Here is a 25,136-nt window from a genome sequence, read left to right as displayed (position 1 = left end):
CTGGCGAAGGAGGCCAGCCAGCATGTCAAAGCCGTATTCGATGGACCTGCGGGAACGGGTGGTCAGGGCGGTAATCACCGATGGCATGTCGTGTCACGCGGCTGCTTCACGCTTCGGGGTGGCGCCGAGTTCGGCGATCAAATGGGTGCGGCGCTTTCGCGATACGGGCAGCGCCGCGCCGAGCCGGATGGGTGGTCGCCGATCCAACATCCTGTCCGGCGCGACACGTGACTGGCTGCTGGAGCGGATGACCCGCGACTTCACCTTGCGTGGACTGGTAGCGGAGTTGGCGAGCCGCGACGTGAAGGTCGACTATGTTCAGGTCTGGCGGTTCGCCCATGTCGAGGGGCTGAGCTTCAAAAAAAAGCGTGATGCCCGCCGAACAACTCCGTCCCGCGATCGCCCGGCGTCGGGCGCAGTGGAAGAAATACCAGGGTCGGCTTGATCCGGCGCGTCTCGTCTTCATCGATGAGACGTGGGTGAAGACGAACATGGCCCCTTTGCGCGGTTGGGCACCGGTCGGCCAGCGGCTCCATGCCAAGGTGCCCTACGGCCACTGGCGCACGATGACGTTCCTGGCGGCGCTGCGCTGCGACCGGATCGACGCGCCGTGCGTGCTGGACCAGCCGGTCAACGCGCAAAGCTTCACCGACTATATCGAGCAGTGCCTCGTGCCGACGCTGTCGCCCGGCGACGTCGTCATCATGGACAACCTCTCCAGCCACAAGAAACCCGCCATCCGCAACGCTATCCGTGCGGTCGGTGCCAGGCTGCTGTTCCTGCCGCCCTACAGCCCGGACCTGAACCCGATCGAGCAGGTTTTCGCCAAGATCAAACACCTCATGCGCAAGGCCGCCGAGCGATCCCACGAGGCAACATGGAGACGCGTCGGCACGCTTCTCGATGCCTTCTCCCCCGCAGAATGCCGCAACTACCTCGTCAACTCAGGATATGGGTCAGCTTGATGTCATCCGACTCTAGGCTACCGAAACCGCCCTCGCGCGCCGATCCACGCGAACCGAAATCCCGCCGAACCGAACCTCGAACCCCGGCGTGCCGCCCGTCTCCCAATCCGCCACCGTCATCGCGCTGCCGTCCAGCCGCAACCAGTCCGCCGCCGCGAGAAGCGTTGGCTCCGCCAGGTCCGGGCAGCCCGCCCGCACCGCCGCCAGCCCCGCAACGAAATCCTCCAGCGCCACGTCCCGCCCCGCCCAGTCGAGCCAGCTCACGGCGTTGTCCTGCGCATAGGCGTTGTTGTTGCCCCCCTGCGTCCGCCCGAACTCGTCGCCGGCGCACAGCATGATCGCGCCCTTCGACGCGAACAGCGTCGCCAGCAGCGCCCGCACGTCCGAAGTCCGTCGTGCGATCACCGCGGGGTCGTCGCTCGGCCCCTCGACGCCGTTGTTCCAGCACACCTCGTCGCCATGCCCGTCGCGGTTGTCCTCGCCGTTCGCATGGTTGTGCCGCCCCGCATGGCTGACTAGGTCGCGCAGCGTGAACCCGTCATGCGCCGCGACGAAGTTGACGCTCCGGGACACGCTGCCCGCGAACACATCCCCCGATCCCGTCATCCGCGTCGCCAGCACGCCGACGCCCGCATCGCCGCGCCAGAACCGTCGCACATCGTCGCGATACCGGTCGTTCCACTCGAGCCACCCATCGGGAAACTGCCCCAGCCGATATCCGCCCGGCCCGATGTCCCAGGGTTCTGCGATCATCGTGCACTCCGCCAGCACCGGGTCGCCCGCGACCTCCGCGAAGATCGGCGCGTCCGCCTCGAACCCCGGAGACCGCGCCAGCACCGGCGCCAGGTCGAACCGGAATCCGTCCACGCCGCCCTGCTCTGCAAAGTGCCGCAGCGCCGCCACGGTCATCGCGCGCACCGCCGGTTGGGCGAAGTCGAACGTGTTCCCCGTCCCCGTATCGTTCACCAGCGCGCCGTCGTCGCCCCGCGCATACGCCGCATCGTCCAGCCCCCGGAACGACAGCGTCGGCCCGCCCGCGCCGCTCTCCCCGCTATGGTTGAACACGAGGTCCAGGATCACCCCGATCCCCGCCGCGTGCAGCGCCTCGACGGTCGCACGCAGTTCCGCCATCCCGCCCGGCGCCAGCCGCGGGTCGAGCGCCATCGGCACGACGGGGTTGTACCCCCACGCGTTGCGCAGCCCCAGCGCATGCAGATGCCGCTCGTCGATCCACGCGGTGATGGGCATCAGCTCGACCGCATCGACGCGCAGCTTGCGCAGGTGCGCGATCACCGCGGGATGCGCCAGCGCGGCGATCGTCCCGCGCTGCGCTGCGGGCACGTCCGGGTGCAGCATCGTGAACCCCCGCACGTTCACCTCATACACCAGCCCGCCCGCCGGCAGCGGCCGTCGCCCGGTCGCGGACGCCAGCGGCGCGGTCACCACCCCTTTCGGCACCAGCGCCGCAGTATCGACGCCCCGTTCCCCCAGCCGCGGATCATAGGCGAACGCACGGTCGAGCGTCGTCGCATACGGATCGACGAGCAGCTTGCTCACGTCGAACGGCGGCGCGCCGTCCGCGCGATAGCCGTACCGCGTTCCGACACCGACGCCCGGCACCTCCGCGACCCAGTCGTCGCCATCGCGCATCATCGCGATGCGGCGTTCGGCCTCATCGTGGAAGAGACACAACCACATCGCCTCGGCATCGGGTGAACGCACCGCGAACCGCACGCTACCCCGGCGAAGGCCGGGGCCCAGTCGTGGACCATCCGTAACTGGGCCCCGGCCTTCGCCGGGGTAGTCCAGGCTCACGTTACCACGTCGGGCTTCGCACGCCCCGTATGCCGCACGATCCCCGCAATTGCATCCGCCGCCGCCACGATCTCCGCCAGCATCTTGCCCGTCTCCGCATCCAGATCGCCGCCCACGCCCTCGTACCGCTCCAGATACACCCGCAAGGTCGCCCCGCTCGTACCGGTCCCCGACAGCCGGAACACCACCCGGCTGCCGCCTTCGAACAGCACGCGCACGCCCTGGTTGCGGCTCACAGATCCATCGGTCGGGTCCTCATAGGCGAAGTCGTCCGCCGCCTCGACCGTCAGCGCGCCGAACCGCTCGCCCGGCAGCGTCGCCAGCCGCCCGCGCAGCGTCGCCATCAGCGCATCCGCCGCCGCGCTGTCGACGCCCTCGTAATCGTGCCGCGCATAGTAATTCCGCCCGAACCGCGCCCAATGCGCGCGCGCCAGCTGGTCGACCGACTTGCCCGTCGCCGCCAGGATGTTGAGCCACAGCAGTACCGCCCACAATCCGTCCTTCTCCCGGACATGGTCGCTCCCCGTCCCCGCGCTCTCCTCGCCGCAGATCGTCGCCATTCCCGCGTCGAGCAGGTTGCCGAAGAACTTCCACCCTGTCGGCGTCTCGTACGCCGTGATCCCCAGCGCCGCCGCCACCCGGTCCGCCGCCGCGCTCGTCGGCATCGATCGCGCGATGCCCTTCAGCCCCGCCGCATAGCCCGGCGCCAGATGCGCGTTCGCCGCCAGCATCGCGAGACTGTCCGAAGGCGTCACGAACCGTCCGCGCCCGATGACGAGGTTCCGGTCGCCGTCCCCGTCGGACGCCGCGCCGAAATCGGGCGCGTCCGCGGCCATCATCGTCTCGTACAGCGCGTGGGCGTGGACGAGGTTCGGATCAGGATGATGTCCCCCGAAATCCTCCAGCGGCACGCCGTTCCTCACCGTCCCCGTCGCGAACCCCAGTCGCCGCTCGAGGATCTCGGTCGCGTACGGCCCCGTCACCGCGCTCATCGCATCGAACGCCATCGTCAGCTTGGCGGCCCGGATCGCGTCGAAATCGAACAGCGTCTCCATCAGCGCGGCATAGTCGGTGACGGGATCCACCACCTCGACCACCATGTCGCCCACCCGGCACTCGCCGGGAACGTCGAGCTCGACGTCGCCCGCCTCGACGATCAGGTAGCGCGCGATCGCCAGCGTGTTCGCATGGATCGCCTCGGTCACCTTCTCGGGCGCGGGGCCGCCGTTCGCGATGTTGTACTTGATCCCGAAATCCTCGGTCGGCCCGCCCGGATTGTGGCTGGCGGACAGCACCAGCCCGCCGATCGCGCCGCGCTTGCGGATCAGGTGGCTCGCCGCCGGGGTCGACAGGATACCCCCCGCCCCCACCACCACGCGCGCGAACCCGTTCGCCGCCGCCATCCGGATCGCGGTCTGGATCACGTCCCGATTGAAAAAGCGGCCATCGCCGCCGATAACCAGCGTCGCGCCGTCCTTGCCGTCTCCCCCATTTTCTTCAAGCGCATCGAACGTCGACTGGATGAAGTTCGCCGCATAATGCGGCTGCTGGAACACCGTCACCTTCTTGCGCAGCCCGGACGTACCGGGCTTCTGGTCGGTGTAGGGCGTCGTCGAAACCGTGCGGATCATGCGTGCGAAACCTTTCGGTAAAGCGCCGCATAGCGCGCCCCGCTCTGCGCCCAACCGAAATCCGCGCGCATCCCGTTCGCCTGTAGGGATCGCCACCGCTCGCGCTCCGCGAACAGCCCGGTCGCGCGGCGGATCGCGGCGGTGACGCCGTCGATGGTCACCCCGCCGAACTGCAACCCCGTCGCCACGCCCGCCGCCAGCGCCGCCTCGTTCGCGTCGATGATCGTGTCCGCCAGCCCCCCCGTGCGCGCGACCACGGGCACGCAGCCATAGGCCAGCCCGTACAGCTGCGTGAGGCCACACGGCTCGAACCGCGACGGGATCAGGATCGCGTCCGCCCCGCCCTGCAACAGGTGCGACAGCGGCTCGTCATAGCCGATCCGCACCCCGATACGCCCCGGATGCCGCGCCGCGGCCTCTAGGAACGCCGCCTCCAGCGAGGCGTCGCCCGACCCCAGCACCGCCAGCCGCCCGCCCATCGCGACCAGCGCGTCGAGGCAGTCGACCAGCACGTCCATCCCCTTCTGCCACGTCAGCCGGCTGATGACCGTGAACACCGGCCCGTCACCCGGCTCCAGTCCGAACATCGCCTCCACCGCGCGCGTGTTGGCTGCGCGCTTCGCCAGCGTCCGCGCGGTGAAGCGCGCGGGCAGCGCCGCGTCGGTCGCGGGATCCCACACCGCGCCGTCGATCCCGTTGACGATGCCGGACACGCGGTCCGCGCGCGTGCGGACCAGCCCCTCCAACCCCATCCCGAACTCGGGCCGGAAAATCTCCTGCGCATAGGTCGGGCTGACGGTGGTGATCGCGTCCGCCGCCTCCAGTCCCGCCTTCAGGAACCCGACACCGCCATAATATTCCACCCCGTCCACCGCGAACGCCCCTGCGGGCAGTCCCAGTTCGGCGAACACATCCGCATCGAACCGCCCCTGGAACGCGATATTGTGCACCGTCATCACGCTGCGCGCGGGCACCCCCGGCCCCGGCGCCAGCCGCAGATAGGCGGGCGCCATCGCCGCCTGCCAGTCATGCGCATGCAGCACGTCGAACCGCTGCCCCTTCACCACGCCCGACGCGAGATCCGCCGCCGCCCGCGACAACGCCGCGAACCGCCGCCAGTTGTCCGCCCAGTCGCGCCCTGCCGCATCGCCATAGACGCCGCCCTCGCGCGCGAACAACGCCGGCGCGTCGAGCACCAGCAGCGGATGCCCCGCGATCTCACCCGCCAGCAACCGCGCCTCGACCCCCAGCAGGTCGCGCCACCGATGCACCGCCCGCGCCTTGCGGATCGCCGGCGCAACGGACGGATAGCCCGGCAGCACCGTCGTCACCGCCACCCCGTGCGGCGCCAGCGCCGCCGGCAACGCGCCGACGACGTCCGCCAGCCCCCCCGTCTTGACGAGCGGATACGCCTCCGACGCGACCGACAGGACCCGCATCACGCAAGATCCTCCCCGGCACGGGGAGGGGGACCAGCGAAGCTGGTGGAGGGGGATTTCCACAAGCGCCGCCGTCGTAGGAAACCTCCCTCCACCACGCTTCGCACGGTCCCGCGCGCCGGAAAGAACTTCCTTTCGCCCCTCACAGCCGGTCGATCATCGGCTGCGTGATGAGGCAGATCCCGCTCTCCGTCCGCCGGAACCGCGTCGCGTCCAGCGCCGGGTCGTCTCCCACCACCAGCCCGTCCGGGATCACCACCCCGCGATCGAGCACCACCTTGCGCAATCGCGATCCGCGCCCGAGGTGGCAGTGCGGCAGCACCACCGCCTCGTCGAGCATCGCGAAGCTGTGCGCGCGCACCCCGGTGAACAGCAGCGACCGGTGGATCGACGCGCCCGAGACGATGCAGTCCCCGGAGACGAGGCTGGCCACCGCCGATCCGCGCCGCCCCTCCACGTCGTGGACGAACTTGGCGGGCGGGGTGATCTCCGAATAGGTCCACAGCGGCCAGCTCCGGTCGTACAGATCCAGCTGCGGCACCACGTCGGTCAGGTCGATATTGGCCTCCCAATAGGCCTCCACCGTCCCCACGTCGCGCCAATAGGCGTTCGCCTCGCCCGCCGATCGCACGCAGCTTTCGGAGAAACGGTGCGCCACCGCCTTGCCGTGCGCGACCAGGTACGGAATGATGTCCTTCCCGAAATCGCGCGTCGATCCTTCGGTATCCGCATCGCGGCGCAGCTGGTCGAACAGCAGCTTCGTGTTGAAGACATAGATCCCCATCGACGCCAGGCTGACGTCGGGCTTGCCCGGCATCGCGGGCGGATCCGCGGGCTTCTCCACGAAGTCCACGATCCGGTCGTCCGCATCGACCGCCATCACCCCGAACCCGGTCGCGTCCGCGCGCGGCACCTCCATGCACGCCACCGTCACGTCGGCCTTCTGGTCGACATGCTGCTGGAGCATCAGCTCGTAATCCATCTTGTAGATGTGATCCCCCGCCAGGATCACCATATATTCCGGCGCATAGCTCTCGATGATGTCGATATTCTGGAACACCGCATCGGCCGTGCCTTCGTACCACTGGAATTCGCTGACGCGCTGGCTGGCGGGAAGGATGTCGAAGCTCTCGTTGCGTTCGGGCCGCAGGAAGTTCCACCCGCGCTGGAGATGCCGGATCAGCGAGTGCGCCTTGTACTGGGTCGCGACACCGATGCGGCGGATGCCGGAGTTGATCGCGTTCGACAGCGCGAAATCGATGATCCGGCTCTTGCCGCCGAAATACACCGCGGGCTTGGCGCGCGTATCGGTCATCTCGAACAGCCGGCTCCCGCGCCCGCCCGCCAGCACATAGGCCATCGCATCGCGCGCGAGTGGCTGCCGCCTGTGATCCATCCTCATCCCTCTTTCTTTTTTATATCCCTCCCGCCTGCGGGAGGGGAGATGTCACCCCGCCCATTCCATGACGAGCGTTCCCAGCGGCGGCAGCGTCACCATCGCGTGCCCGTCCTTCGCGGTCACCCCGCCCAGGTTTCCGAGCCCCGACCCCCAATAGTCATGTGCATCCGAATTGAGCAGCTCGCGCCACCGTCCGTCATGCGGCAGCGGCAACCGGTACGGCATCCGCGCCACCGGCGTCAGGTTCGCGATCACTGCGATCGGCGCATGGCCCGGCGCCTTCCTCAGCCACATGAACACCGAGTTCGCGGCGTCGTCGACCACCAGCCACTCGAACCCCTCGGGCTCGCAGTCGCGCGCGTGGAGCGCGGGCTTGTCGACATAGAGCCGGTTGAGATCACGGACGAGCTTGCGCACCCCCTCGTGCGCCGCCGAGTTGCGCAGCTCCCAGTCGAGCGCGCGGTCTTCGCTCCACTCGCGCCGCTGCGCGAACTCCTGCCCCATGAACAGCAGCTTCTTGCCGGGATAGCCCCACATCATTGCGTACAGGCTGCGCAGGTTGGCGAACTTCTGCCAGTCGTCGCCCGCCATCTTGGTCAGCAGCGATCCCTTGCCGTGCACCACCTCGTCATGGCTCAGCGGCAGCACAAAATTCTCGCTGAAGGCATAGGCCAGCCCGAACGTGATCTCGTCATGGTGATGCCGCCGGTGCACCGGCTCGCGCGCCATGTACTGGAGCGTGTCGTGCATCCAGCCCATGTTCCACTTGAAACCGAAGCCCAGCGCACGTTCGTCCGCATGGACCGGGTTGGTCACGCCGGGCCAGGCGGTCGATTCCTCGGCGACGGTGAACACGCCCTTGTGCCGGCCATAGACCTCGCGGTTCATCTGGCGCAGGAAGTCCACCGCCTCCCAGTTCTCGCGCCCGCCCTCGGCATTTGGGATCCATTCCCCCGCCTCGCGGCTATAGTCGCGGTACAGCATCGAGGCGACCGCATCGACGCGGATCCCGTCGATATGATAGCGCTCCGCCCAGAACAGCGCGTTGTTCACCAGGAACGCCGCCACTTCCTTGCGCCCGTAATTGTAGATCGCGGTGTTCCAGTCGGGGTGGAAGCCCAGCCGCGGATCGGCATGCTCGTACAGCGACGTCCCGTCGAACATCGCGAGGCCATGCGCGTCGAGCGGGAAGTGCGCGGGCACCCAGTCGATCAGCACCCCGATCCCCGCCCGGTGCGCGCCGTCGACGAACCGCGCGAACCCCTGCGGATCGCCGTGCCGCGCGGTCGGCGCGAACAGCCCCGTCGTCTGGTAGCCCCAGCTCGGATCGTACGGATGTTCGCTCACCGGCATCAGCTCGATATGCGTGAACCCCATCTCGACGACATACGGGATCAGCCGCGCCGCCAGCGCGTCCCAGGTCAGGAACCAGCCCTGCTCGTCGCGCTGCCACGATCCGGCATGCACCTCATAGATGCTGATCGGCATCCGCCGCGGATCGACCGCCGCCCAATAGGCACGATGATCCGCATCGCCCCAGTCGTGCGCATCGGGCGCGGTGGTGATCGAAGCCGTCGCGGGGCGCAGCTCAGCGCGGAATGCCAGCGGATCGGCCTTCAGCGGCTCCTGCTCGCCGTCCGCGCCGGTGATCGCATACTTGTACGCGCGCCCCGCGCCGATATCGGGGACGAAGATCTCCCACACCCCCGCGTCGCCTCGCCGGCGCATCGCATGCCGGCGCGCGTCCCAGTCATTGAAGTCGCCCACCACGGCGACGCGCTGGGCATCGGGCGCCCACACCGCGAAATGCACCCCCCCCGCGCCCTCATGCTCCAGGACATGCGCGCCCAGCTTGTCGTGCAGCCGGTAATGCTTGCCCTCGACCATCAGCAGGTCGTCGATCGGCCCCAGCACGGGTCCGAAGCTGTACGCGTCGGTCACCCACCAGTCCGCGCCGCCGCCCTCCGCGCGATACTTCACCGCGCACGGCTCGCCTGCCAGTGCGCCCTCGAACACGCCGCGATCGTCTACCCGCTCCAGCGTTCCCAGCGGCTCGCCTGCCAGCGTAAACGCCTCGACCCGCTCCGCCCCCGGCACGAATGCGCGCGCATGCGTTCCCCCGGGGCCCGCATGCGTCCCAAGTAGCGAGAACGGATCGGCATGCCGCCCCTCGACCAGCGCCGCGATCGCCTCGGCGGGCGGCCTCACAGCACGCCCCAGATCTCGCGCGCATAGTCGCGGATCGTCCGGTCGGACGAGAACCAGCCGACCCGCGCGACGTTCCTGATCGCACTCGCGCGCCACGCATCCTGATCGCCCCACCACGCATCGACCCGGCGCTGCGCTGTGGCATAGGCATCGAAATCGGCCGCGATCATGAACCAGTCATGCTCGTAAAGACCGTCCATAAGCCCCTGATACCGCGCCGGATCGTCGGGCGAGAACACCCCCGAGCGAACCGCGTTCACCGCCTGTTTCAACTCGGGCGACGCATCGATCGCCGCACGCGGATCATATCCACCCGCGCGCTTGGCCGCGACCTCGTCCGCGGTCAGCCCGAAGATCGCGATGTTCTCCGCCCCCACATGGTCGCGGATCTCGACGTTCGCGCCGTCGAGCGTCCCGATCGTCAGCGCGCCGTTCAGCGCGAACTTCATGTTGCCCGTGCCCGACGCCTCCATCCCCGCGGTCGAGATCTGTTCGGACAGGTCGCACGCCGGCACGATCCGCTCCGCCAGCGATACGTTGTAGTTGGGCACGAACGCCACCTTCAGCAGCCCGCCGACCGCCGGATCGCCGTTCACCCGCCGCGCCACGTCGTTGGCCAGTTTGATGATGAGCTTGGCATTGTGATAGCTCGACGCCGCCTTGCCCGCGAACAGCTTCACCCGCGGCGTCCAGTCGCGTTCGGGGTGGCTGCGGATCTGGTCGTACAGCGCCACCGTCTCGATGATGTTGAGCAATTGCCGCTTGTACTCGTGGATCCGCTTGATCTGCACGTCGAACATCGCATCGGGATCGACGCGCAAGCCCATCGAGTCCTTCAGGTGCGCCGCCAGCACCACCTTGTTCGCGCGCTTCACCTCCGCGAACCGCTCGCGAAAGCCTGCATCCTCCGCGAACGGCGCCAGCTCGACCAGCTTTTCCGCATCGTCGAGGAACGCGTCGCCGATCGCATCGCGGATCAGCGCGGTCAGCTTCGGGTTGCACTCCTGCAACCAGCGCCGGGGCGTAATCCCGTTCGTCTTGTTGTTGATGCGCGTCGGGTACAGCCTGTGCAGGTCCGCGAACACCGTCTGCTTCATCAGCTCGGTATGCAACGCCGCCACGCCGTTGACGCTGTGCGATCCCGCGAACGCCAGGTTCGCCATCCGCACCCGCCGCTCGCCGCCCTCGTCGATCAGGCTGATCGCGCTGATCGCGGCGTCGTCGATCCCCGGCGCCTTGCGGGCCTCGCGCAGCAGCTTGCCGTTGATCGCGTAGACGATCTGCATGTGCCGCGGCAGCAGCCTTTCGAACAGCGGTAGCGGCCAGCTCTCCAGCGCTTCGGGCAGTAGCGTGTGATTGGTATAGCCGAACGTCGCCTTCGTGATCTCCCACGCCTCGTCGAACCCGAGTTCGTGGTGATCGACCAGTAGCCGCATCAGCTCCGCCACCGACACCGCCGGATGCGTATCGTTCAGCTGGATCGCCGCCTTGTCGGGCAGCGTGCGGACGTCGCCGAAATACTGGACGTGCCGCCGGACGATGTCCTGGATCGAGGCGGAGGAGAAGAAATATTCCTGCCGCAGCCGCAGTTCCTGCCCCGCCGCGTTCGAATCCGCGGGATACAGCACGCGCACCAGGCTTTCCGCGCGCACCTGTCCCTCGAGCGCGCCCTCGTGATCGCCCGCGTTGAACTTGTCGAGCCGGATCGGATCGAACGACTGCGCGGTCCACAGCCGCAGCGTGTTCACCCGCTTGCCCCGCCACCCGACGACGGGCGTATCGACCGCCACCGCCTCGACCGCCTCGGCGGGCTTCCAGTGGACCTGCCCCCCTCCGGACTCGGGTTCGTTGCCCGTCACCTCGCCGCCGAAGCCGATGAAATACGCGCTCTCGCGCCGCTCGAACTCCCACGGATTGCCGTGCGCCAGCCACGTCTCCGGCAGTTCGACCTGCCAGCCGTCGTCGATCCGCTGGCGGAACATCCCGTTCACATAGCGGATACCGTATCCGTACGCGGGCACGTCGAGGCTCGCGAGGCTCTCCATGAAACATGCCGCCAGCCGGCCGAGACCGCCATTGCCCAGCGCCGCATCGGGCTCGATCTCCTCGATCGCCGCCAGGTCGACGCCAAGCTCGGCCAGCGCGCGCGTCACCTCGCGGTTCTTCTGCAAGTTCGCGATCGCGTCGCGCAGCAGCCGCCCGATCAGGAATTCGAGGCTGAGGTAATAGACCCGCTTGGCCCCCGCCGCATGCGCCGCGCGGGTCGATTCCATCCACCGGTCGATGATGTCGTCGCGCACCGTCAGGATCGTCGCCGCCAGCCAGTCATGCGGCCGCGCCGCGCGCTCGTCCTTGCCGATGCGATAGGCCAGCACGTCGACGATCTTGCGCGCGAGTGCGCCGCGCGTATCCGACGCGTCGTTCGCCGATGGAGGAAGGGACGCGGCGGCGAGGGGCTGGGCGGTCAAGGCGGCTCCGTTCGGTCTGGCTCGAATGCGAGCTTAGCGCCTCCCGGCGCATTGTCACTTGCCATACGTATGCGCGCAGTTGCGGATTTCGGGACGGAAGCCCTTGCTCCCATACATCGTCACCCCGGACTTGATCCGGGGTCCCGCTTTTTGCCGCCGTCCAGAAAGAAGCGGGACCCCGGATCAAAGTCCGGGGTGACGGAGAGGGCAAAGACAGATCATCACCGTCTCTCCCACATCCACCCTAGCGCCCCGCCCCCCGACCCGTCAGAACCCGCACCGTGCCGACCCTCCCCGCCCGCTTCCATCTGTTCGCGCTCCTCGCGCTCGCCCTCGCGTTGCGCGTCGCGGTCACGCTCGGCGCGAGCACGCATCACCCGGACGAGATCTTCCAGTATCTCGAGCAGGCGCATCGCCTCGTCTTCGGCTACGGCGTGGTGCCGTGGGAGTATAAGTACGGCATGCGCAGCTGGCTCGTCCCCGGTGCGCTCGCAGGGCCGATGGCGCTCGGCGCGTGGCTCGCGCCCGGCGGGCTCGCCTATCTCGTCCTCCCCCGCCTCGCGGTCGCCGCCGCGACGCTCGCGATCGTTTGGGGGGCATGGGCGTTCGGCCGCGCGATCGGGCGCACCCACGCGCTGCTCGCCGCGTTCGTCGCCGCGACGTGGTTCGAGCAGGTCTTCTACGCCTCGCACACGCTGACCGAGACGATCGCGACCGCCGCCGCGCTCCCCGGGCTCGCACTCCTCGTTCTCCCCGGTCCCCGCCGCCGCCTGATCGCGGCGGGTGCGCTGCTGACGCTCGCCGCCCTGGTCCGCTTCCACTATGCTCCCGCGCTCGCGATCGCGGTGTTCTGGCGCTGCCGCCTCGAGCTGCGCGCGGCATGGTGGCCGGTGATCCTCGGCGCGCTCCCCGTCGTCGTCCTCTCCGGCGCGATCGACCTCGCCGCGGGGCAATGGCCGTTCGCCTGGGTGGTCGAGAACATCCACCAGAACGTCGTCAACGACGCCGCGTCGAACTACGGCGTCAGTGACTGGGGCTATTATCTTCGCAGCATCCGCGACTGGTGGCGCTGGGCGACGATCCCGATCGCGTTCCTCGCGGTGATGGGCGCGGCGCGCTATCCCGCGCTGCTCGCGGTCGCGCTCGTCAACATCGCGGTCCACATGACGATCGGGCACAAGGAGGAGCGTTTCATCCTCCTGTCCTCGACGCTCCTCGTCATCCTCGCCGCGCTCGGCACCGCGGACCTCGTCGCGCAGGCGAAGACCCGCTGGCGCACCACCGCCGCGCTCGCCGCCGTCGCCGCCTGGACTGCCACGTCGATCGCGCTCGCCACCGCCACCCCGATGCGGTTCCGCTGGTCGTCGCAGGCGCCGGTGCTGGAGACGGCGCGGATCGCGGGGCAGACGCCGGGCCTGTGCGGCGTCGCGACGTGGCACATGCTCTACTGGCAGTCGGGCGGCTACACGCACCTCCACCGCGACGTGCCCATCTACCCGATGTCCGCGCAGGTCGAGCTCGGCATCCCCCCTGCCGACCGCGCGACGCTCGCCGCCGCCGCGCGCGGGTTCGACGCGATCGTCACTGCCGCCGACGGCATCCCCGACATGCCCGCCGGCTTCACGCTCAAGGCCTGCCGCACGATCCCCCGATTCCTGTCCAGCGAGGCGGAGCGCGATGCGCTCACCACCTGCGTCTACACCCGCCCCGGCCCCTGCGATCCCGCCGCCGCGAAGGCGTGGCGGCTTCGTTGACGACATTGCCTCCCAGCAAAGCCGCCAGCAGAATCCGTTCGCTTCGAGCGCAGAATCCGTTCGCTTCGAGCGAAGTCGAGAAACGCCGACCGGACGCGTCGCTCCGTTTCTCGACAGGCGCAAAACTAACGGAGAAGCTCGGGACCTACTCGCCGTCCGCGTTCATCTCGCCACGCACCTGCGCATGCGCCAGCACCGCATACAACCCCGCCCCGCCGACCAGATTGCCCAAGGTTGCCGGCGCGACCAGCCCCAGCAACGCCTGCGCAGGCGACACCGCCCCCGTCCACATCAGCAGAAACGCCTCGTCCGATCCGACGATCGAGTGGCTGAACCCCGCGATCCCCACCACGTACGTCACCAGGAAGATCACGACGAACGCCTGGTCGCGCGCGCTCGGCAGCGCCCATGCCATCACCGCGATCAGGAATCCGGCGGGGATTGCGTTCACGAACGTCGCCCACGGCCCCAGCTCCGTGATCCCGTGCGAGATCGCCAGCATCGATTCGCGCAGCGCGCCATGCCCGATCGTATCGCTCGCCACCGCCGCCGCCGCGATCGCAGTGCCCAGCAGATTGCCGCCCAGCACGATCCCCCAGAGCCTGAGCGTCCGTCCCAGCGCCCAGCGCGACGGCTTGGTCACCAGCGGCAGCATCGCGGTCAGCGTGCTCTCGGTGAAGAACTGCATCCGCCCCAGCACCACCAGCACGAACCCCACCGGATAGCCCAGCCCCACCACCAGCTCGCGCCATCCGGCCTCGGGCAGACCCAGCCGCAACGCGCCTTCCGCGATCAGCGAGGCGTTGATCGCCAGCCCCGCCGCCAGCGCGGACCAGAACAGCGACGCCGCCGGCCGTTTCAGCTCCGCCTCGCCCTCCTCGCGCACCGCGCGGTGGACGTCCTTGGCATCGGCCGCCTTCAGGTCGTCGATCTCGTCATCGGAGGCGCGGGGGTCTGGTGTTTCCATTGCACCGACGAAACGATCGCGCGCCGCCTTTGCTCCCCTGTCTTTGCTCTGGGGCGATAGCTCGGCTATCGGCGCCGCGATGAACGATCCGATCACGATCCGTCGCCTCTACGGCCGCCGCCAGGGGCACAAGCTTCGCCAGGGCCAGGCCGCGCTCGTCGAGGACCTGCTGCCCCGCCTCGAAGTCCCCGAGGATGGCGCACTCGACGCCCCCCGCCTGTTCGGCGACGCCCGCCCGCTACAGGTCGAGATCGGCTTCGGCGCAGGCGAGCATCTCGCCGCGCAGGCCGCCGCCAACCCCGGCACCGGCTTCATCGGCTGCGAGCCCTTCCTCAACGGCGTCGTCGCCGCGCTCGCGCATGTCCGCGACGGCGCGCTCGCCAACGTCCGCCTCCACATGGGCGACGCGCTGGAGGTGATCGAGCGCCTGCCCGACGCCTCGCTCGAGCGCGTCTACCTGCTCCATCCCGATCCCTGGCCCAAGGCGCGCCACGCCAAGCGCCGCATGGTCAACCACGGCCCGCTGGACCTGATCGCGCGCAAGCTAAAGCCCGGCGCCGAGTTCCGCCTCGGCACCGACGATCCCACCTATTGCCGCTGGGCGATGATGGTGATGGACCAGCGCCGGGACTTCGCCTGGACCGCGCAGGAGCCCGCCGACTTCCTGACCCGCCCCGCCGACTGGCCCGAAACCCGCTACGAGCGCAAGGCCCGCCGCCACGGCCACGAGGTGTGGTATTTCCGCTACGTGCGGGTCTAGCAACAAACCGTCACCCCGGACTTGATCCGGGGTCCCGCTTCTTTTCTAGCGACGAAGAGAAGCGGGACCCCGGCTCAAGGCCGGGGTGACGGATGAAGCCGGACCGACGTCACTGCTGACGCTCGACGCGTCCCGGCATATCCGGTCTCAGCTCGCCGCGCTGGTCCGGAACGTCCCGTTGACCCCGGCCGGGAAGAACCCGCCCGCCGAAACCGCCGCGCGGTTCAGGTATACGATGTTGAGCACCTGCCCCGTGCTCCGGCTGAACGCCAGCCCGTTCGAGTCGGTCGGCACCAGGTTGGCGGTCGTCGCGGTGCCGATCCCCTGGTCGAGGTCGGTCGATCCGTCGAGGCTGTCACGCGCGTCGCTGATCTGCTGCGCGGCGGTGAACAGCGCGTTCGCGTCGACGCCCTTGCGATACAGCAACGTCCGCACCAGCCCGGCATGATACGCCTCGACCGCGAGGATGCCCGCCGCGGCATCCAGATAGGTCTTGCTGGTCAGCAGCGGCGACGCCCCCTTGTACGCGGTCACGCCCACATCCTCGAAGATATACGCGCCCAGCAGGAAGTTGTTGTCGCTCGCATACGGATCGAAGATCCCCGTCGACGAAACCACGCCCGCCGCGCGCGCCGCCGCGGTGAACGATCCGCTCGCATCGCCCGAGATGTTGATCGCGGGCTGCGCGGCGGCGGTGCTGCCGATCGCGGTGCGCAGGAAGATCACGTGGTTGATCTCGTCGATCGCGATCTCGCGCGCATATTGCGCGATGATCGGATCGGAGAACGCCACCTGCCGCGGCCCGTTGCTCCCGCCGGTGACGACCGCACCCTGCGTGCCCGTGCCCGTCAGCAGCGAGGCCTGGAGCCCGGTGCCGAACGCCGCATAGGAATAGAATTGCGCCTCCAGATATTCGAGCTGGAGCGCGAAGTTCAGGATGTCCAGATCCGCGTTCGCCGCGGTCGGCGTGGGGGTCGGAGTCGGCGTGGGGGTCGGCGTCGGGGCAGGCATGTCGTTGCCGTCGTCGCCGCATGCCGCGAGCAGCGTCAGCCCGCCCGTCACCGCGACCGCGGACCCCGCCGCCTGAAGGAACCGGCGGCGTTCGCTGCGCCGGCCTTCGATCGCCTCGACGACCCGCATCTTCGTGTCGAAATCTTGCATCGTATCTCTCCGTGACCTGAAGGACGCGGGCATCGGCCCGCATGCCCTGAAAGCTGGGGCGCGTGGCTCAGTTGGCCGCGCTCGTCCGGATGGTTCCGTTGACGCCGGCCGGGAAGAACCCGCCCATCGTGACCGCGGCGTTGTTCAGGTAGACGATGTTGAGCACCTGTCCCGTCGTCCGGCTCAGCGCCAGGCTGTTGACGTCGGTCGGCACGATGTTCGACACCAGCTGACCGTTCGACATCAACGGGTTGACGCCCTGGTCGAGGTTCGATGCACCGTCGAGGCTGTCGCGCGCGTTCGAGATGTTCTCGGTCGCGGTCTGGAGTGCGGAGCCGCGTGCATACAGCGCAGTGCGCACGATCGCGGCATGATACGCCTCGACCGCGAGGATCCCCGCCGCCGCCTCGAGGAAGGTCTTGTTGGTGATGAGCGCCGCGGCGCCCTTGTACGCGGTGACGCCCACATCCTCGAAGATGAACGCGCCCAGCAGGAAGCTGTCGTCGTTGGCGTACGGATCGAACGTCTGCCCCGCGCCGATCAGCCCGGCCGCGCGCGCCGCGGCGGAGAAGGCGCTGGTCGGCGTCGCCGACACGTCGATCGCAGGCTGCGCGACCGCTGCCGAGCCCAGCGCGGTACGCAGGAACGCGACGTGCGCGATCTCGTCCGCGGCAATTTCCGCCGCATAGCGCGCCACCACGGGATCGCTGAAGTTCGCGCGCCGCCCGCCCAGCACCGCGCCCTGCGTGCCCGTACCGGTCAGCAGAGTGTTCGCCAGCCCAGCGCCGGTCGCGGCGTAGGAGTAGAACTGCGCTTCGAGATATTCGAGGTTCAGCGCGAAGTTCAGCACGTCGTTGTCTGTCACCGTCTGTGCGGCGGCCGGGGTCGCGAACGCGAATGCACCCGCGCCTGCCGCTGCGGCGCCCAGTGCGACGGTGAAGAATGCGCGCCGGTCCTCGCGGCGTCGAACCCGCTGGTCCAGCACCTCGATCATCTGGTCTGAATCGGTCATGCCCTTGCTCTCCCTGTGTCGGGCGACGAGGTGCGGGATGACGTGAAGTCTATCCGCTGCGTCGCAACACGAACTCGCCGCCGTCGATTTGACGACAGTGGAGGAAAATTGCGGGAAAATTGCAGGGTTAGCAAACGGAAACGACCGCGATTTCGAAAAAAATCGTATGAAATCATCGTGTTGATTTGAAGCAAGATGAATATACGTACCGCAGTCAATAAAAGTTTCAGTAAAAGTGCGTTTACCGGGAAATACGAAGATTTATTCTTTCCTCCAGTGATGCGACACCATCGCTGCACTGATCGTGATTAGGACCAGAGGCCGTCGTTACTAATCGAGATCACTACACCCGCAAAACCGCGAATCCCGGCGTTCGTCGCAACGGCGTTGCTCGCGGTTGACCGAATCCCGCGCACCCGCTTTCAGCACGCGGCACGGATACGAACGGGAGCGCGCGTGACGAACGATCGAGGCTGGGGCGCCCCGACCACCGGGATGCCCACCACCATTCCATCGCCGGACCGCGCCGAACGCGAGCGCCACCGCGCGGAGGACCGCGCCCGCCGCCTGCTCGAACGCGTCGACGCGTCACAAGCCCGTATCGATCGACGCGCCGCCGAACGCGACGCCGCCACCCGCCTGCGCGAGGAGGCACGCGACGCCCGCCGCATCGCCGAGGACGCCACCCGCGCCGCGCGCATCGCCGACCGCGACGATCGCCCGAAGCGCCGCAGCACCGGCGCGCTCTCGCGAACCGGCGACGCCCCCGTCGAACGCGACACCCGCCACTACGCCACCGCGGTGGACACGGACCGCATCCGCATTCTCCGCCGCCGCGGCGCCACCGTCGCCGGGTTGGCCACCGCGTTCGGAATCTCTGAGGACGAGGTGGAAGCTGTGCTGCGGGACGAGTAGCATCCGTCACCCCGGCGAAGCCTGTCCTCAGCGCCTGCCCGGCAGGCAGTCGAAGGGGCCGGGGTCCACCGCGCAACGAAGCGCCTCGCCCATGACGATGAAAGCCGCCTACCGCCACACGCCGAAGCCATTGGCGTTCGTCCGACGTTACGGTGTACCCCGCGCAGGATCAGGACCCGAATGACCACCCACACCACCCACACCCGCCCCTGGTGGGAACGCGGCACCGTCTACCAGGTCTATCCCCGCTCGTTCCAGGACAGCGACGGCGACGGAATCGGCGACCTGGCCGGCATCGAATCCCGCCTCGACCACATCGCAAATCTCGGCGTCGACGCGATCTGGCTGTCGCCGATCTTCCCCTCGCCGATGGCCGATTTCGGCTATGACGTCGCCGATTACTGCGGCGTCGACGCGATGTTCGGCGACATGGCGGCGTTCGATCGCCTCCTCGCCGCGATCCACGCCCGCGGGCTCAAGCTCATCCTCGATTTCGTCCCCAACCACTCGTCGGACCGGCACCCTTGGTTCGTCGAAAGCCGCGCCTCGCGCGACAACCCGAGGCGCGACTGGTACATCTGGCGGGATGCCGCCCCCGATGGCGCGCCGCCCAACAACTGGATCAGCGACTTCGGCGGCCCGGCATGGGAGTGGGACGCGGCCACCGGCCAATATTACCTCCACGCCTTCCTCGCGTCGCAGCCTGACCTCAACTGGCGCAACCCGGACGTGCGCGCGGCGATGACCGACGTGCTGCGCTTCTGGTTCGATCGCGGCGTCGATGGCTTCCGCATGGACGTGCTCTGGCACATCGTGAAGGCGGAAGGCCTGCCCGACAACCCGCCCAACCCGGACTGGACCCCCGCGCGCACCGAGCGGGACCGCGTGATCCAGCGCCACTCCACCGACCAGCCCGAGGCACACGCGATCGCCGCCGACTTCCGCGCGCTCGCCGACGGCTATGGCGCGCGCGTCCTGATCGGCGAGATCTTCCTGCCCAATGCCGCGCACGCGCGCTGGTACGGCACGCCGGAGCGCCCCGAGGTGCATCTCCCCTTCAACTTCCAGCTGATCGAGAATGCGTGGGACGCCGCAACGCTGCGCCGCGTCATCGCCGACTACGAAGCCTCGCTCCCCCCGCATGGCTGGCCCAACTGGGTCTTCGGCAGCCACGACGCCCCCCGCATCGCCGCGCGCATCGGCGAGGCCCAGGCGCGCGTCGCCGCGATGCTGCTGCTCACGCTGCGCGGCACCCCCACGCTCTACCAGGGCGACGAGATCGGCATCGGCGAGGTGCCCATCCCCCCCGACCGCATCCGCGATCCCCAGCATGTCCGCCAGCCCACGCTGAACATCGGCCGCGACCGCTCGCGCACCCCGATGCCGTGGGACGCGAGCCCCTTCGCCGGGTTCAGCACCGGCGAGCCATGGCTCCCGCTCAACCCCGACTGGCGCACCCGCAACGTCGCCGCGCAGGATGCGGACGCGGCGTCGATCCTTACCCTCTACCGCACGCTCCTCACGCTCCGCCGCGCTACCCCCGCGCTCGCCACCGGCACGATGACGCTGCTGGACGCGCCGGACGGCGTCCTCGCCTACGACCGTACCGAAGGCGACCAGCGCCTGACGATCCTCCTCAACCTCACTGCGCGGAACGTCCCGATCGCATGGGGAGGCAAGCCTTTGCTCTCTACGCTCGACGGCGATCCCGAACCGGGGATGCTGTACCCCAACGAAGGCCTCATCCTCGCATGAAGATCGCGATGCTCGCCCCGATCGCATGGCGCACGCCGCCCCGCGCCTATGGCCCGTGGGAACTCGTCACCAGCCTCCTCACCGAAGCGCTCGTCGCGCGCGGCGTCGACGTCACGCTGTTCGCGACGCAGGACAGCCTCACCGCCGCCACCCTCGCCGGCCCCGTTCCCGCACCGTACAACGACGATCCCTCGGTCGACGCGAAAGTCTGGGAATTCCGCCACCTCGCGCACGTCTTCGAACGCGCGACCGCCTTCGACCTGATCCACAACCAGGCCGATTTCCCCGCCCACGCCTTCGCGAGCCTGACCGAAACGCCGATCGTCACCACGATCCACGGCTTCGGCTCGGACCGGATCCTGCCGATGTACGTGCCGTATCAGGATCGCGTGCATTACGTTGCGATCAGCGACGCCGATCGCCACCCTGCGCTGCGCTACGCCGCGACGATCCACCACGGCATCCCGCTCGACGCCTTCGCGTTCGACGCCGCGGGCAGCGACTCGCTCCTGTTCTTCGGTCGCATCCACCCCGACAAGGGCGCCGCCGAGGCGATCGCCGCCGCCCGCGCCTCGGGCCGCACGCTCGATCTCTATGGCATCGTCCAGGACGAGGGCTATCACGCCCGCGACGTCGCCCCGCATATCGACGACGAGGCGATCTGCTACCACGGCGTCACCGGCGGCGCGGCGCGCATCCGCGCGCTCGGCGAGGCCCGCGCACTGCTCCACCTCATCAACTTCGACGAGCCGTTCGGGCTTTCGGTGATCGAGGCGATGGCCTGCGGCACCCCCGTCATCGCCAACCGCCGCGGCTCGATGCCCGAACTGATCGACCACGGCGTGACGGGGTTCCTTGTCGACACCCCCGAAGAAGCCGTCGCCGCGATCGACCGCGTAGGAGAGATCGACCGCGCGGTGGTGCGCCAGGCGGTGGTGGACCGGTTCTCGGTTGAGCGAATGGCGGACGCTTACATCACCCTCTACCGTCAGATACTCGGGCACTAACCCCAAAACCGTTCGCACTGAGCTTGTCGAAGTGCTGCCCTTCTTTCGACGATCGCAGAGAAAGGCAGTGCTTCGACAAGCTCAGCACCAACCGAAGCACAAGTTCAAACCGGCAGCCGCGTCGTCGCCTTCACCTCCTCCAGCACCGCATAGGTCCTCGTCTCGCGGATCCCCGGCAGGTCCACGAGCGTCGAGCCCAGGAACACCCGGTACGCCGCCATGTCCGCCACCCGCACCTTCAGCAGATAGTCGAACCCGCCCGCCACCATGTGGCACTCCAGCACCTCGTCCAGCCGCTCGACATGCGCCGCGAACGCCGCGAACACGTCGTCCGACGTCCGGTCGAGCAGCACCTCGACGAAGATCATCAGCGCGCGCCCCAGCTTCGCGGGATCGAGCAGCGCGGTATAGCCGGTGATGACCCCGCCCGCGCGCAGCCGCTTCACCCGGTCGAAGCACGCCGCCGGTGACAGCCCGCACTGCGTCGCCAGCGCCTGGTTCGTGATCCGGCCGTCCAGCTGCAACGCGCGCAGCAGCTTGCGGTCCATCGCGTCCATCTCGAAGATCCTTCGGTCCATAGTCGAAATCGCCGAAAGCATTCGCCGATCCCCACGCAATTGCAAAGCACGTCCGGCCCGAACCGCGATATAGGCGAACGATCGCCCTGAGATCGCACCGACAGGATACACCGCCATGCTCCGCACCTTCGACTGGGATCGCCTCGACACCACCAAGTATCAGGACGAGCCCGAAACCGTCGCCGCGCTGCTGCGCGCCGTTCCGCTCTCCATCGAAGAGCGCGCCGTCGTCGCGCGCAACGCGGTGTCGCTCGTCCAGGCCGCGCGCGCCTCGACGAAGAAGCAGGGCGTGGTGGAGAGTTTCCTCCAGGAATTCTCGCTGGGCACGAAGGAGGGCCTCGCACTCATGTGCCTCGCCGAGGCGCTGCTGCGCACCCCCGATGCCGAAACGCGCGACCGACTGATCGCGGAGAAGATCGGCAGCGCGGACTGGGCGAGCCATCTCGGCGGCTCCGACAGCCTCTTCGTCAACGCCTCCACCTGGGGGCTGATGCTCACCGGCAAGCTGATCGACGTCGACGACGAGGCGAAGCGCGACCTCGGCGGCTGGGCGAAGCGTCTCACCGCGCGGATCGGCGAGCCCGTCATCCGCCAGGCGGTCGGCGCCGCGGTGAAGATGATGGGCGAGCAGTTCGTCCTCGGCCGCTCGATCGACGCCGCGCTCGCGCGTGCGAAGAAGGAGGATTATCTCTGCTCGTTCGACATGCTCGGCGAGGGCGCGCGCACTGCCAAGGACGCCGCGCGCTACGAGGTGATCTACGCGCAGGCGATCGAGGCGGTGGGTCGTGCAAGAGCTCCGGGCCTGTCGCCCGAGGACGGCCACGGCGTCTCGGTCAAGCTCTCCGCGCTCTGCCCCCGCTACGAGGCGGTGCAGGAACGCCGCGTCTGGGACGAGCTCTACCCGCGCATCAAACGCCTCGCGCTGATCGCCGCGCAGCACGACCTCAACTTCGCGATCGACGCGGAGGAGGCCGACCGCCTCGTCCTGTCGCTCCGCCTCGTCGATCGGCTCGCGCGCGAGGAGGAACTGGGCGACTGGACCGGCCTCGGCGTCGTCGTCCAGGCGTATCAGAAGCGTGGCCTCGCGGTGATCGAGGGGCTGGCGGCGCTGGCGAAGTCCACCGGCCGCCGCATCATGGTCCGCCTCGTCAAGGGCGCGTACTGGGACAGCGAGATCAAGCGCGCGCAGGTCGCGGGCCGCCCCGACTATCCCGTCTTCACGACGAAGCCCGCCACGGACCTCAGCTACCTCGTCTGCGCCGACGCGCTCATCAAGGCGGCGCCCGCGCTCTACCCGCAATTCGCGACCCACAACGCGCATACGCTCGCCGCGGTCACGCTGATGGCGACGCGCGCCGGCGTCCGCATCGAGCACCAGCGGCTCCATGGCATGGGCGAGGCGCTCTACAAGGCCGCGGGCGGCAACCTGACGCTGCGCGCCTACGCCCCCGTCGGCGGGCACGAGGAACTCCTCCCCTATCTCGTCCGCCGCCTGCTCGAGAACGGCGCGAACACCAGCTTCGTCCACGCGCTGCTCGACGAGCGCGTCCCCGCCGAACTCGTCGTCGGCGACCCCGTCGAGGCGGTCCGCGGGCAGCCCGACCGCCATCCGCGCATCCCCGTCCCGGCAGACATCTATGGCGCGACACGCCGCAACCCGCTGGGCCGCGACTACAGCCGCGACAGCGAACGCGAGGCGGCGGTCCGGGCCGCGCAGGTCGGCGCCGCCGACACGATCACCGCCGGCCCGATCGTCGGCGGCGACCTGCTCGAGGGCACCGGCCCCCGCCCGGTGACGAGCCCGGTAGACCACGCCCAGCTCATCGGCGCCGTCAGCGACGCCACCCCCGCCGACATCGACGCCGCCGCGAAGCGCGCAAGAGCCGCACAACCCGCCTGGGACCGCAAGGGCGGCGCCGGCCGCGCGGTGGTCCTGCGCGCGATGGGCGACGCGCTCGAGGCGAACATGGACCGCCTGATCGCGCTTCTGTCGCGCGAAGCGGGCAAGACGCTGAACGACGGCGTCGCCGAGGTCCGCGAGGCGGTCGATTTCTGCCGCTATTACGCGCACCTCGCCGAAAAGCAGTTCGACGGACTCCAGCCGCTGACCGGCCCGGTCGGCGAGACCAACCATCTCGAGCTGCGCGGTCGCGGCACCTTCGTGTGCATCAGCCCGTGGAACTTCCCGCTCGCGATCTTCACCGGCCAGATCGCCGCCGCGCTCGCCGCGGGCAACGCCGTCCTCGCCAAGCCTGCCGAACAGACCCCGCTGATCGCCGCCGAGGCGGTCCGCCTGTTCCACAACGCCGGGCTCGACGCCGACCTCCTCGCGCTCCTCCCCGGCGACGGCGCGACGGTCGGCGCCGCGCTGGTCGAACACCCGATGATCGACGGCGTCGCCTTCACCGGCGGCACCGAGACGGCGTGGGCGATCAACCGCGCGCTCGCGAATCGCCGCGGCGCGATCCTCCCCTTCATCGCCGAGACGGGTGGGCTCAACGCGATGTTCGTCGACACCACCGCGCTCAAGGAACAGGTCGTCGACGACGTCATCGTCTCCGCGATCGGCTCGGCGGGGCAGCGCTGCTCCGCGCTCCGCCTGCTCTTCGTTCCCGAGGAGTCCGCCGACGAGCTGATCGCCACGCTCAACGGCGCGCTCGACGCGCTGGTGCTGGGCGACCCCGCCGACGCCGCCACCGATGTCGGCCCGGTCATCGATGCCGACGCGCTCGCGATGCTCGAGGCGCACCGCGCCCGGCTGGAGCGCGAGGCGACGATCGTCCGCCGCCTCGATCCGGGAGCATGGGCCACCCGCGGCACCTTCTTCGGCCCGCTCATCGCCGAAATCCCGCGCGCCGACTTCCTCGAAAAGGAGGTCTTCGGCCCCATCCTCCACATCTACCGCTACAAGGCCGACGAGCTCGAGACGATCGCGCAGGGGCTCGCCGACACCGGCTATGCGCTGACGCTCGGCATCCACAGCCGCATCGAGCGCTTCGCCGAGGAGATCCGCGCGCTGGTGCCGGCGGGCAACGTCTATATCAACCGCTCGATCATCGGCGCGGTCGTCGGCGTCCAGCCCTTCGGCGGCGAGGGCCTGTCGGGCACCGGCCCCAAGGCCGGCGGCCCCCACGCGCTCCTGCGCTACGCCGTCGAACGCGCCGTCTCGAACAACATCACCGCGCAAGGCGGCGACCCCGCGCTGCTCAACATCTGACGGAAAGATCCTTCCCTGCAACGGACGATCCGGGGCCGAGCGGAATTCACCCGTTTGCCGTTCGTCTCGAGTAGCCGTCGAGCGA

Annotated in this window: 17 protein-coding genes; 7 read left to right on the top strand and 10 right to left on the bottom strand. The window is 68.9% G+C overall.

The annotated features are described in order from the left end of the window. Positions 1–22: 22 nt before the first annotated feature. Positions 23–965, top strand: a protein-coding gene (locus ACV7NO_RS07895; RefSeq protein ID WP_463404102.1) for an IS630 family transposase whose coding sequence is annotated in 2 segments (ribosomal slippage) — positions 23–369 and positions 368–965 — 945 coding nt in all. Because the reading frame shifts where the segments join, the coding sequence is not laid out codon by codon here. A gap of 12 nt (positions 966–977) precedes the next feature. Here ACV7NO_RS07895 and glgX read toward each other — a convergent pair. The 6 genes from glgX to ACV7NO_RS07865 all read right to left on the bottom strand — a co-directional run bounded on the left by glgX (position 978) and on the right by ACV7NO_RS07865 (position 11,925). Further along, positions 978–2,726 carry a glycogen debranching protein GlgX gene (gene glgX / locus ACV7NO_RS07890; protein WP_463407307.1) on the bottom strand — a complete coding sequence of 583 codons (1,749 nt, stop codon included), beginning with the start codon at positions 2,724–2,726 and terminating at the stop codon, positions 978–980. A gap of 50 nt (positions 2,727–2,776) precedes the next feature. Next, positions 2,777–4,411, bottom strand: coding sequence for an alpha-D-glucose phosphate-specific phosphoglucomutase (locus ACV7NO_RS07885; protein WP_463405455.1), 1,635 nt, complete (start codon positions 4,409–4,411; stop codon positions 2,777–2,779). Further along, positions 4,408–5,850: a glycogen synthase GlgA gene (gene glgA / locus ACV7NO_RS07880; RefSeq protein ID WP_463405454.1), complete on the bottom strand. Its 1,443-nt coding sequence runs from the start codon at positions 5,848–5,850 to the stop codon at positions 4,408–4,410. Before glgA ends, ACV7NO_RS07885 begins: the two co-directional genes overlap by 4 nt. 142 nt (positions 5,851–5,992) lie before the next feature. Beyond that, the gene (gene glgC, locus ACV7NO_RS07875; RefSeq protein WP_463405453.1) at positions 5,993–7,246 is read right to left on the bottom strand and encodes a glucose-1-phosphate adenylyltransferase; all 1,254 of its coding nucleotides are present in this window, start codon (positions 7,244–7,246) and stop codon (positions 5,993–5,995) included. 51 nt (positions 7,247–7,297) lie between these two features. Continuing rightward, positions 7,298–9,457, bottom strand: a complete 2,160-nt coding sequence (gene glgB, locus ACV7NO_RS07870; RefSeq protein WP_463405452.1) for a 1,4-alpha-glucan branching protein GlgB — start codon at positions 9,455–9,457, stop codon at positions 7,298–7,300. Next, positions 9,454–11,925 (bottom strand): glycogen/starch/alpha-glucan phosphorylase, encoded by a 2,472-nt coding sequence (locus tag ACV7NO_RS07865; protein WP_463405451.1) that lies wholly within the window; start codon positions 11,923–11,925, stop codon positions 9,454–9,456. Before ACV7NO_RS07865 ends, glgB begins: the two co-directional genes overlap by 4 nt. A 281-nt stretch (positions 11,926–12,206) precedes the next feature. On the opposite strand from ACV7NO_RS07865, the gene ACV7NO_RS07860 reads away from it, so the two are divergent. Continuing rightward, entirely contained in the window at positions 12,207–13,679 is a 1,473-nt protein-coding gene (locus ACV7NO_RS07860) for a glycosyltransferase family protein (RefSeq protein WP_463405450.1), read from the top strand. 145 nt (positions 13,680–13,824) lie between these two features. Here ACV7NO_RS07860 and ACV7NO_RS07855 read toward each other — a convergent pair whose 3' ends face one another. After that, positions 13,825–14,646: a formate/nitrite transporter family protein gene (locus ACV7NO_RS07855; protein WP_463405449.1), complete on the bottom strand. Its 822-nt coding sequence runs from the start codon at positions 14,644–14,646 to the stop codon at positions 13,825–13,827. 79 nt (positions 14,647–14,725) lie between these two features. On the opposite strand from ACV7NO_RS07855, the gene trmB reads away from it, so the two are divergent. Then, positions 14,726–15,406: a tRNA (guanosine(46)-N7)-methyltransferase TrmB gene (trmB, locus tag ACV7NO_RS07850; protein ID WP_463405448.1), complete on the top strand. Its 681-nt coding sequence runs from the start codon at positions 14,726–14,728 to the stop codon at positions 15,404–15,406. Between the two features lie 147 nt (positions 15,407–15,553). Here trmB and ACV7NO_RS07845 read toward each other — a convergent pair whose 3' ends face one another. Both ACV7NO_RS07845 and ACV7NO_RS07840 read right to left on the bottom strand, forming a co-directional pair. Further along, on the bottom strand, positions 15,554–16,567 hold the full coding sequence (locus ACV7NO_RS07845) for a ferritin-like domain-containing protein (protein ID WP_463405447.1): 1,014 nt from the start codon (positions 16,565–16,567) through the stop codon (positions 15,554–15,556). A 67-nt stretch (positions 16,568–16,634) separates the two neighbouring features. Further along, positions 16,635–17,579, bottom strand: a complete 945-nt coding sequence (locus ACV7NO_RS07840; protein ID WP_463405446.1) for a ferritin-like domain-containing protein — start codon at positions 17,577–17,579, stop codon at positions 16,635–16,637. Between the two features lie 456 nt (positions 17,580–18,035). On the opposite strand from ACV7NO_RS07840, the gene ACV7NO_RS07835 reads away from it, so the two are divergent. From ACV7NO_RS07835 to ACV7NO_RS07825, 3 genes are all read left to right on the top strand, one after another. Further along, positions 18,036–18,494, top strand: a complete 459-nt coding sequence (locus ACV7NO_RS07835; RefSeq protein ID WP_463405445.1) for a hypothetical protein — start codon at positions 18,036–18,038, stop codon at positions 18,492–18,494. 180 nt (positions 18,495–18,674) lie between these two features. Beyond that, complete coding sequence (locus ACV7NO_RS07830) at positions 18,675–20,249, top strand: alpha-amylase family glycosyl hydrolase (protein ID WP_463405444.1); 1,575 nt, start codon at positions 18,675–18,677, stop codon at positions 20,247–20,249. Beyond that, positions 20,246–21,256: a glycosyltransferase family 4 protein gene (locus ACV7NO_RS07825; protein ID WP_463405443.1), complete on the top strand. Its 1,011-nt coding sequence runs from the start codon at positions 20,246–20,248 to the stop codon at positions 21,254–21,256. Before ACV7NO_RS07830 ends, ACV7NO_RS07825 begins: the two co-directional genes overlap by 4 nt. 104 nt (positions 21,257–21,360) lie before the next feature. Here the strand turns inward: ACV7NO_RS07825 and ACV7NO_RS07820 are convergent, their stop codons facing one another. Continuing rightward, the gene (locus ACV7NO_RS07820; protein ID WP_463405442.1) at positions 21,361–21,813 is read right to left on the bottom strand and encodes an Lrp/AsnC ligand binding domain-containing protein; all 453 of its coding nucleotides are present in this window, start codon (positions 21,811–21,813) and stop codon (positions 21,361–21,363) included. 136 nt (positions 21,814–21,949) lie between these two features. On the opposite strand from ACV7NO_RS07820, the gene putA reads away from it, so the two are divergent. Next, positions 21,950–25,051, top strand: a complete 3,102-nt coding sequence (putA, locus tag ACV7NO_RS07815) for a bifunctional proline dehydrogenase/L-glutamate gamma-semialdehyde dehydrogenase PutA (protein ID WP_463405441.1) — start codon at positions 21,950–21,952, stop codon at positions 25,049–25,051. Positions 25,052–25,136: the final 85 nt, after the last annotated feature.

This window comes from Sphingomonas sp. Ell38C01 (assembly GCF_055231975.1).
This window is presented reverse-complemented; position numbering and strand designations above follow the sequence as displayed.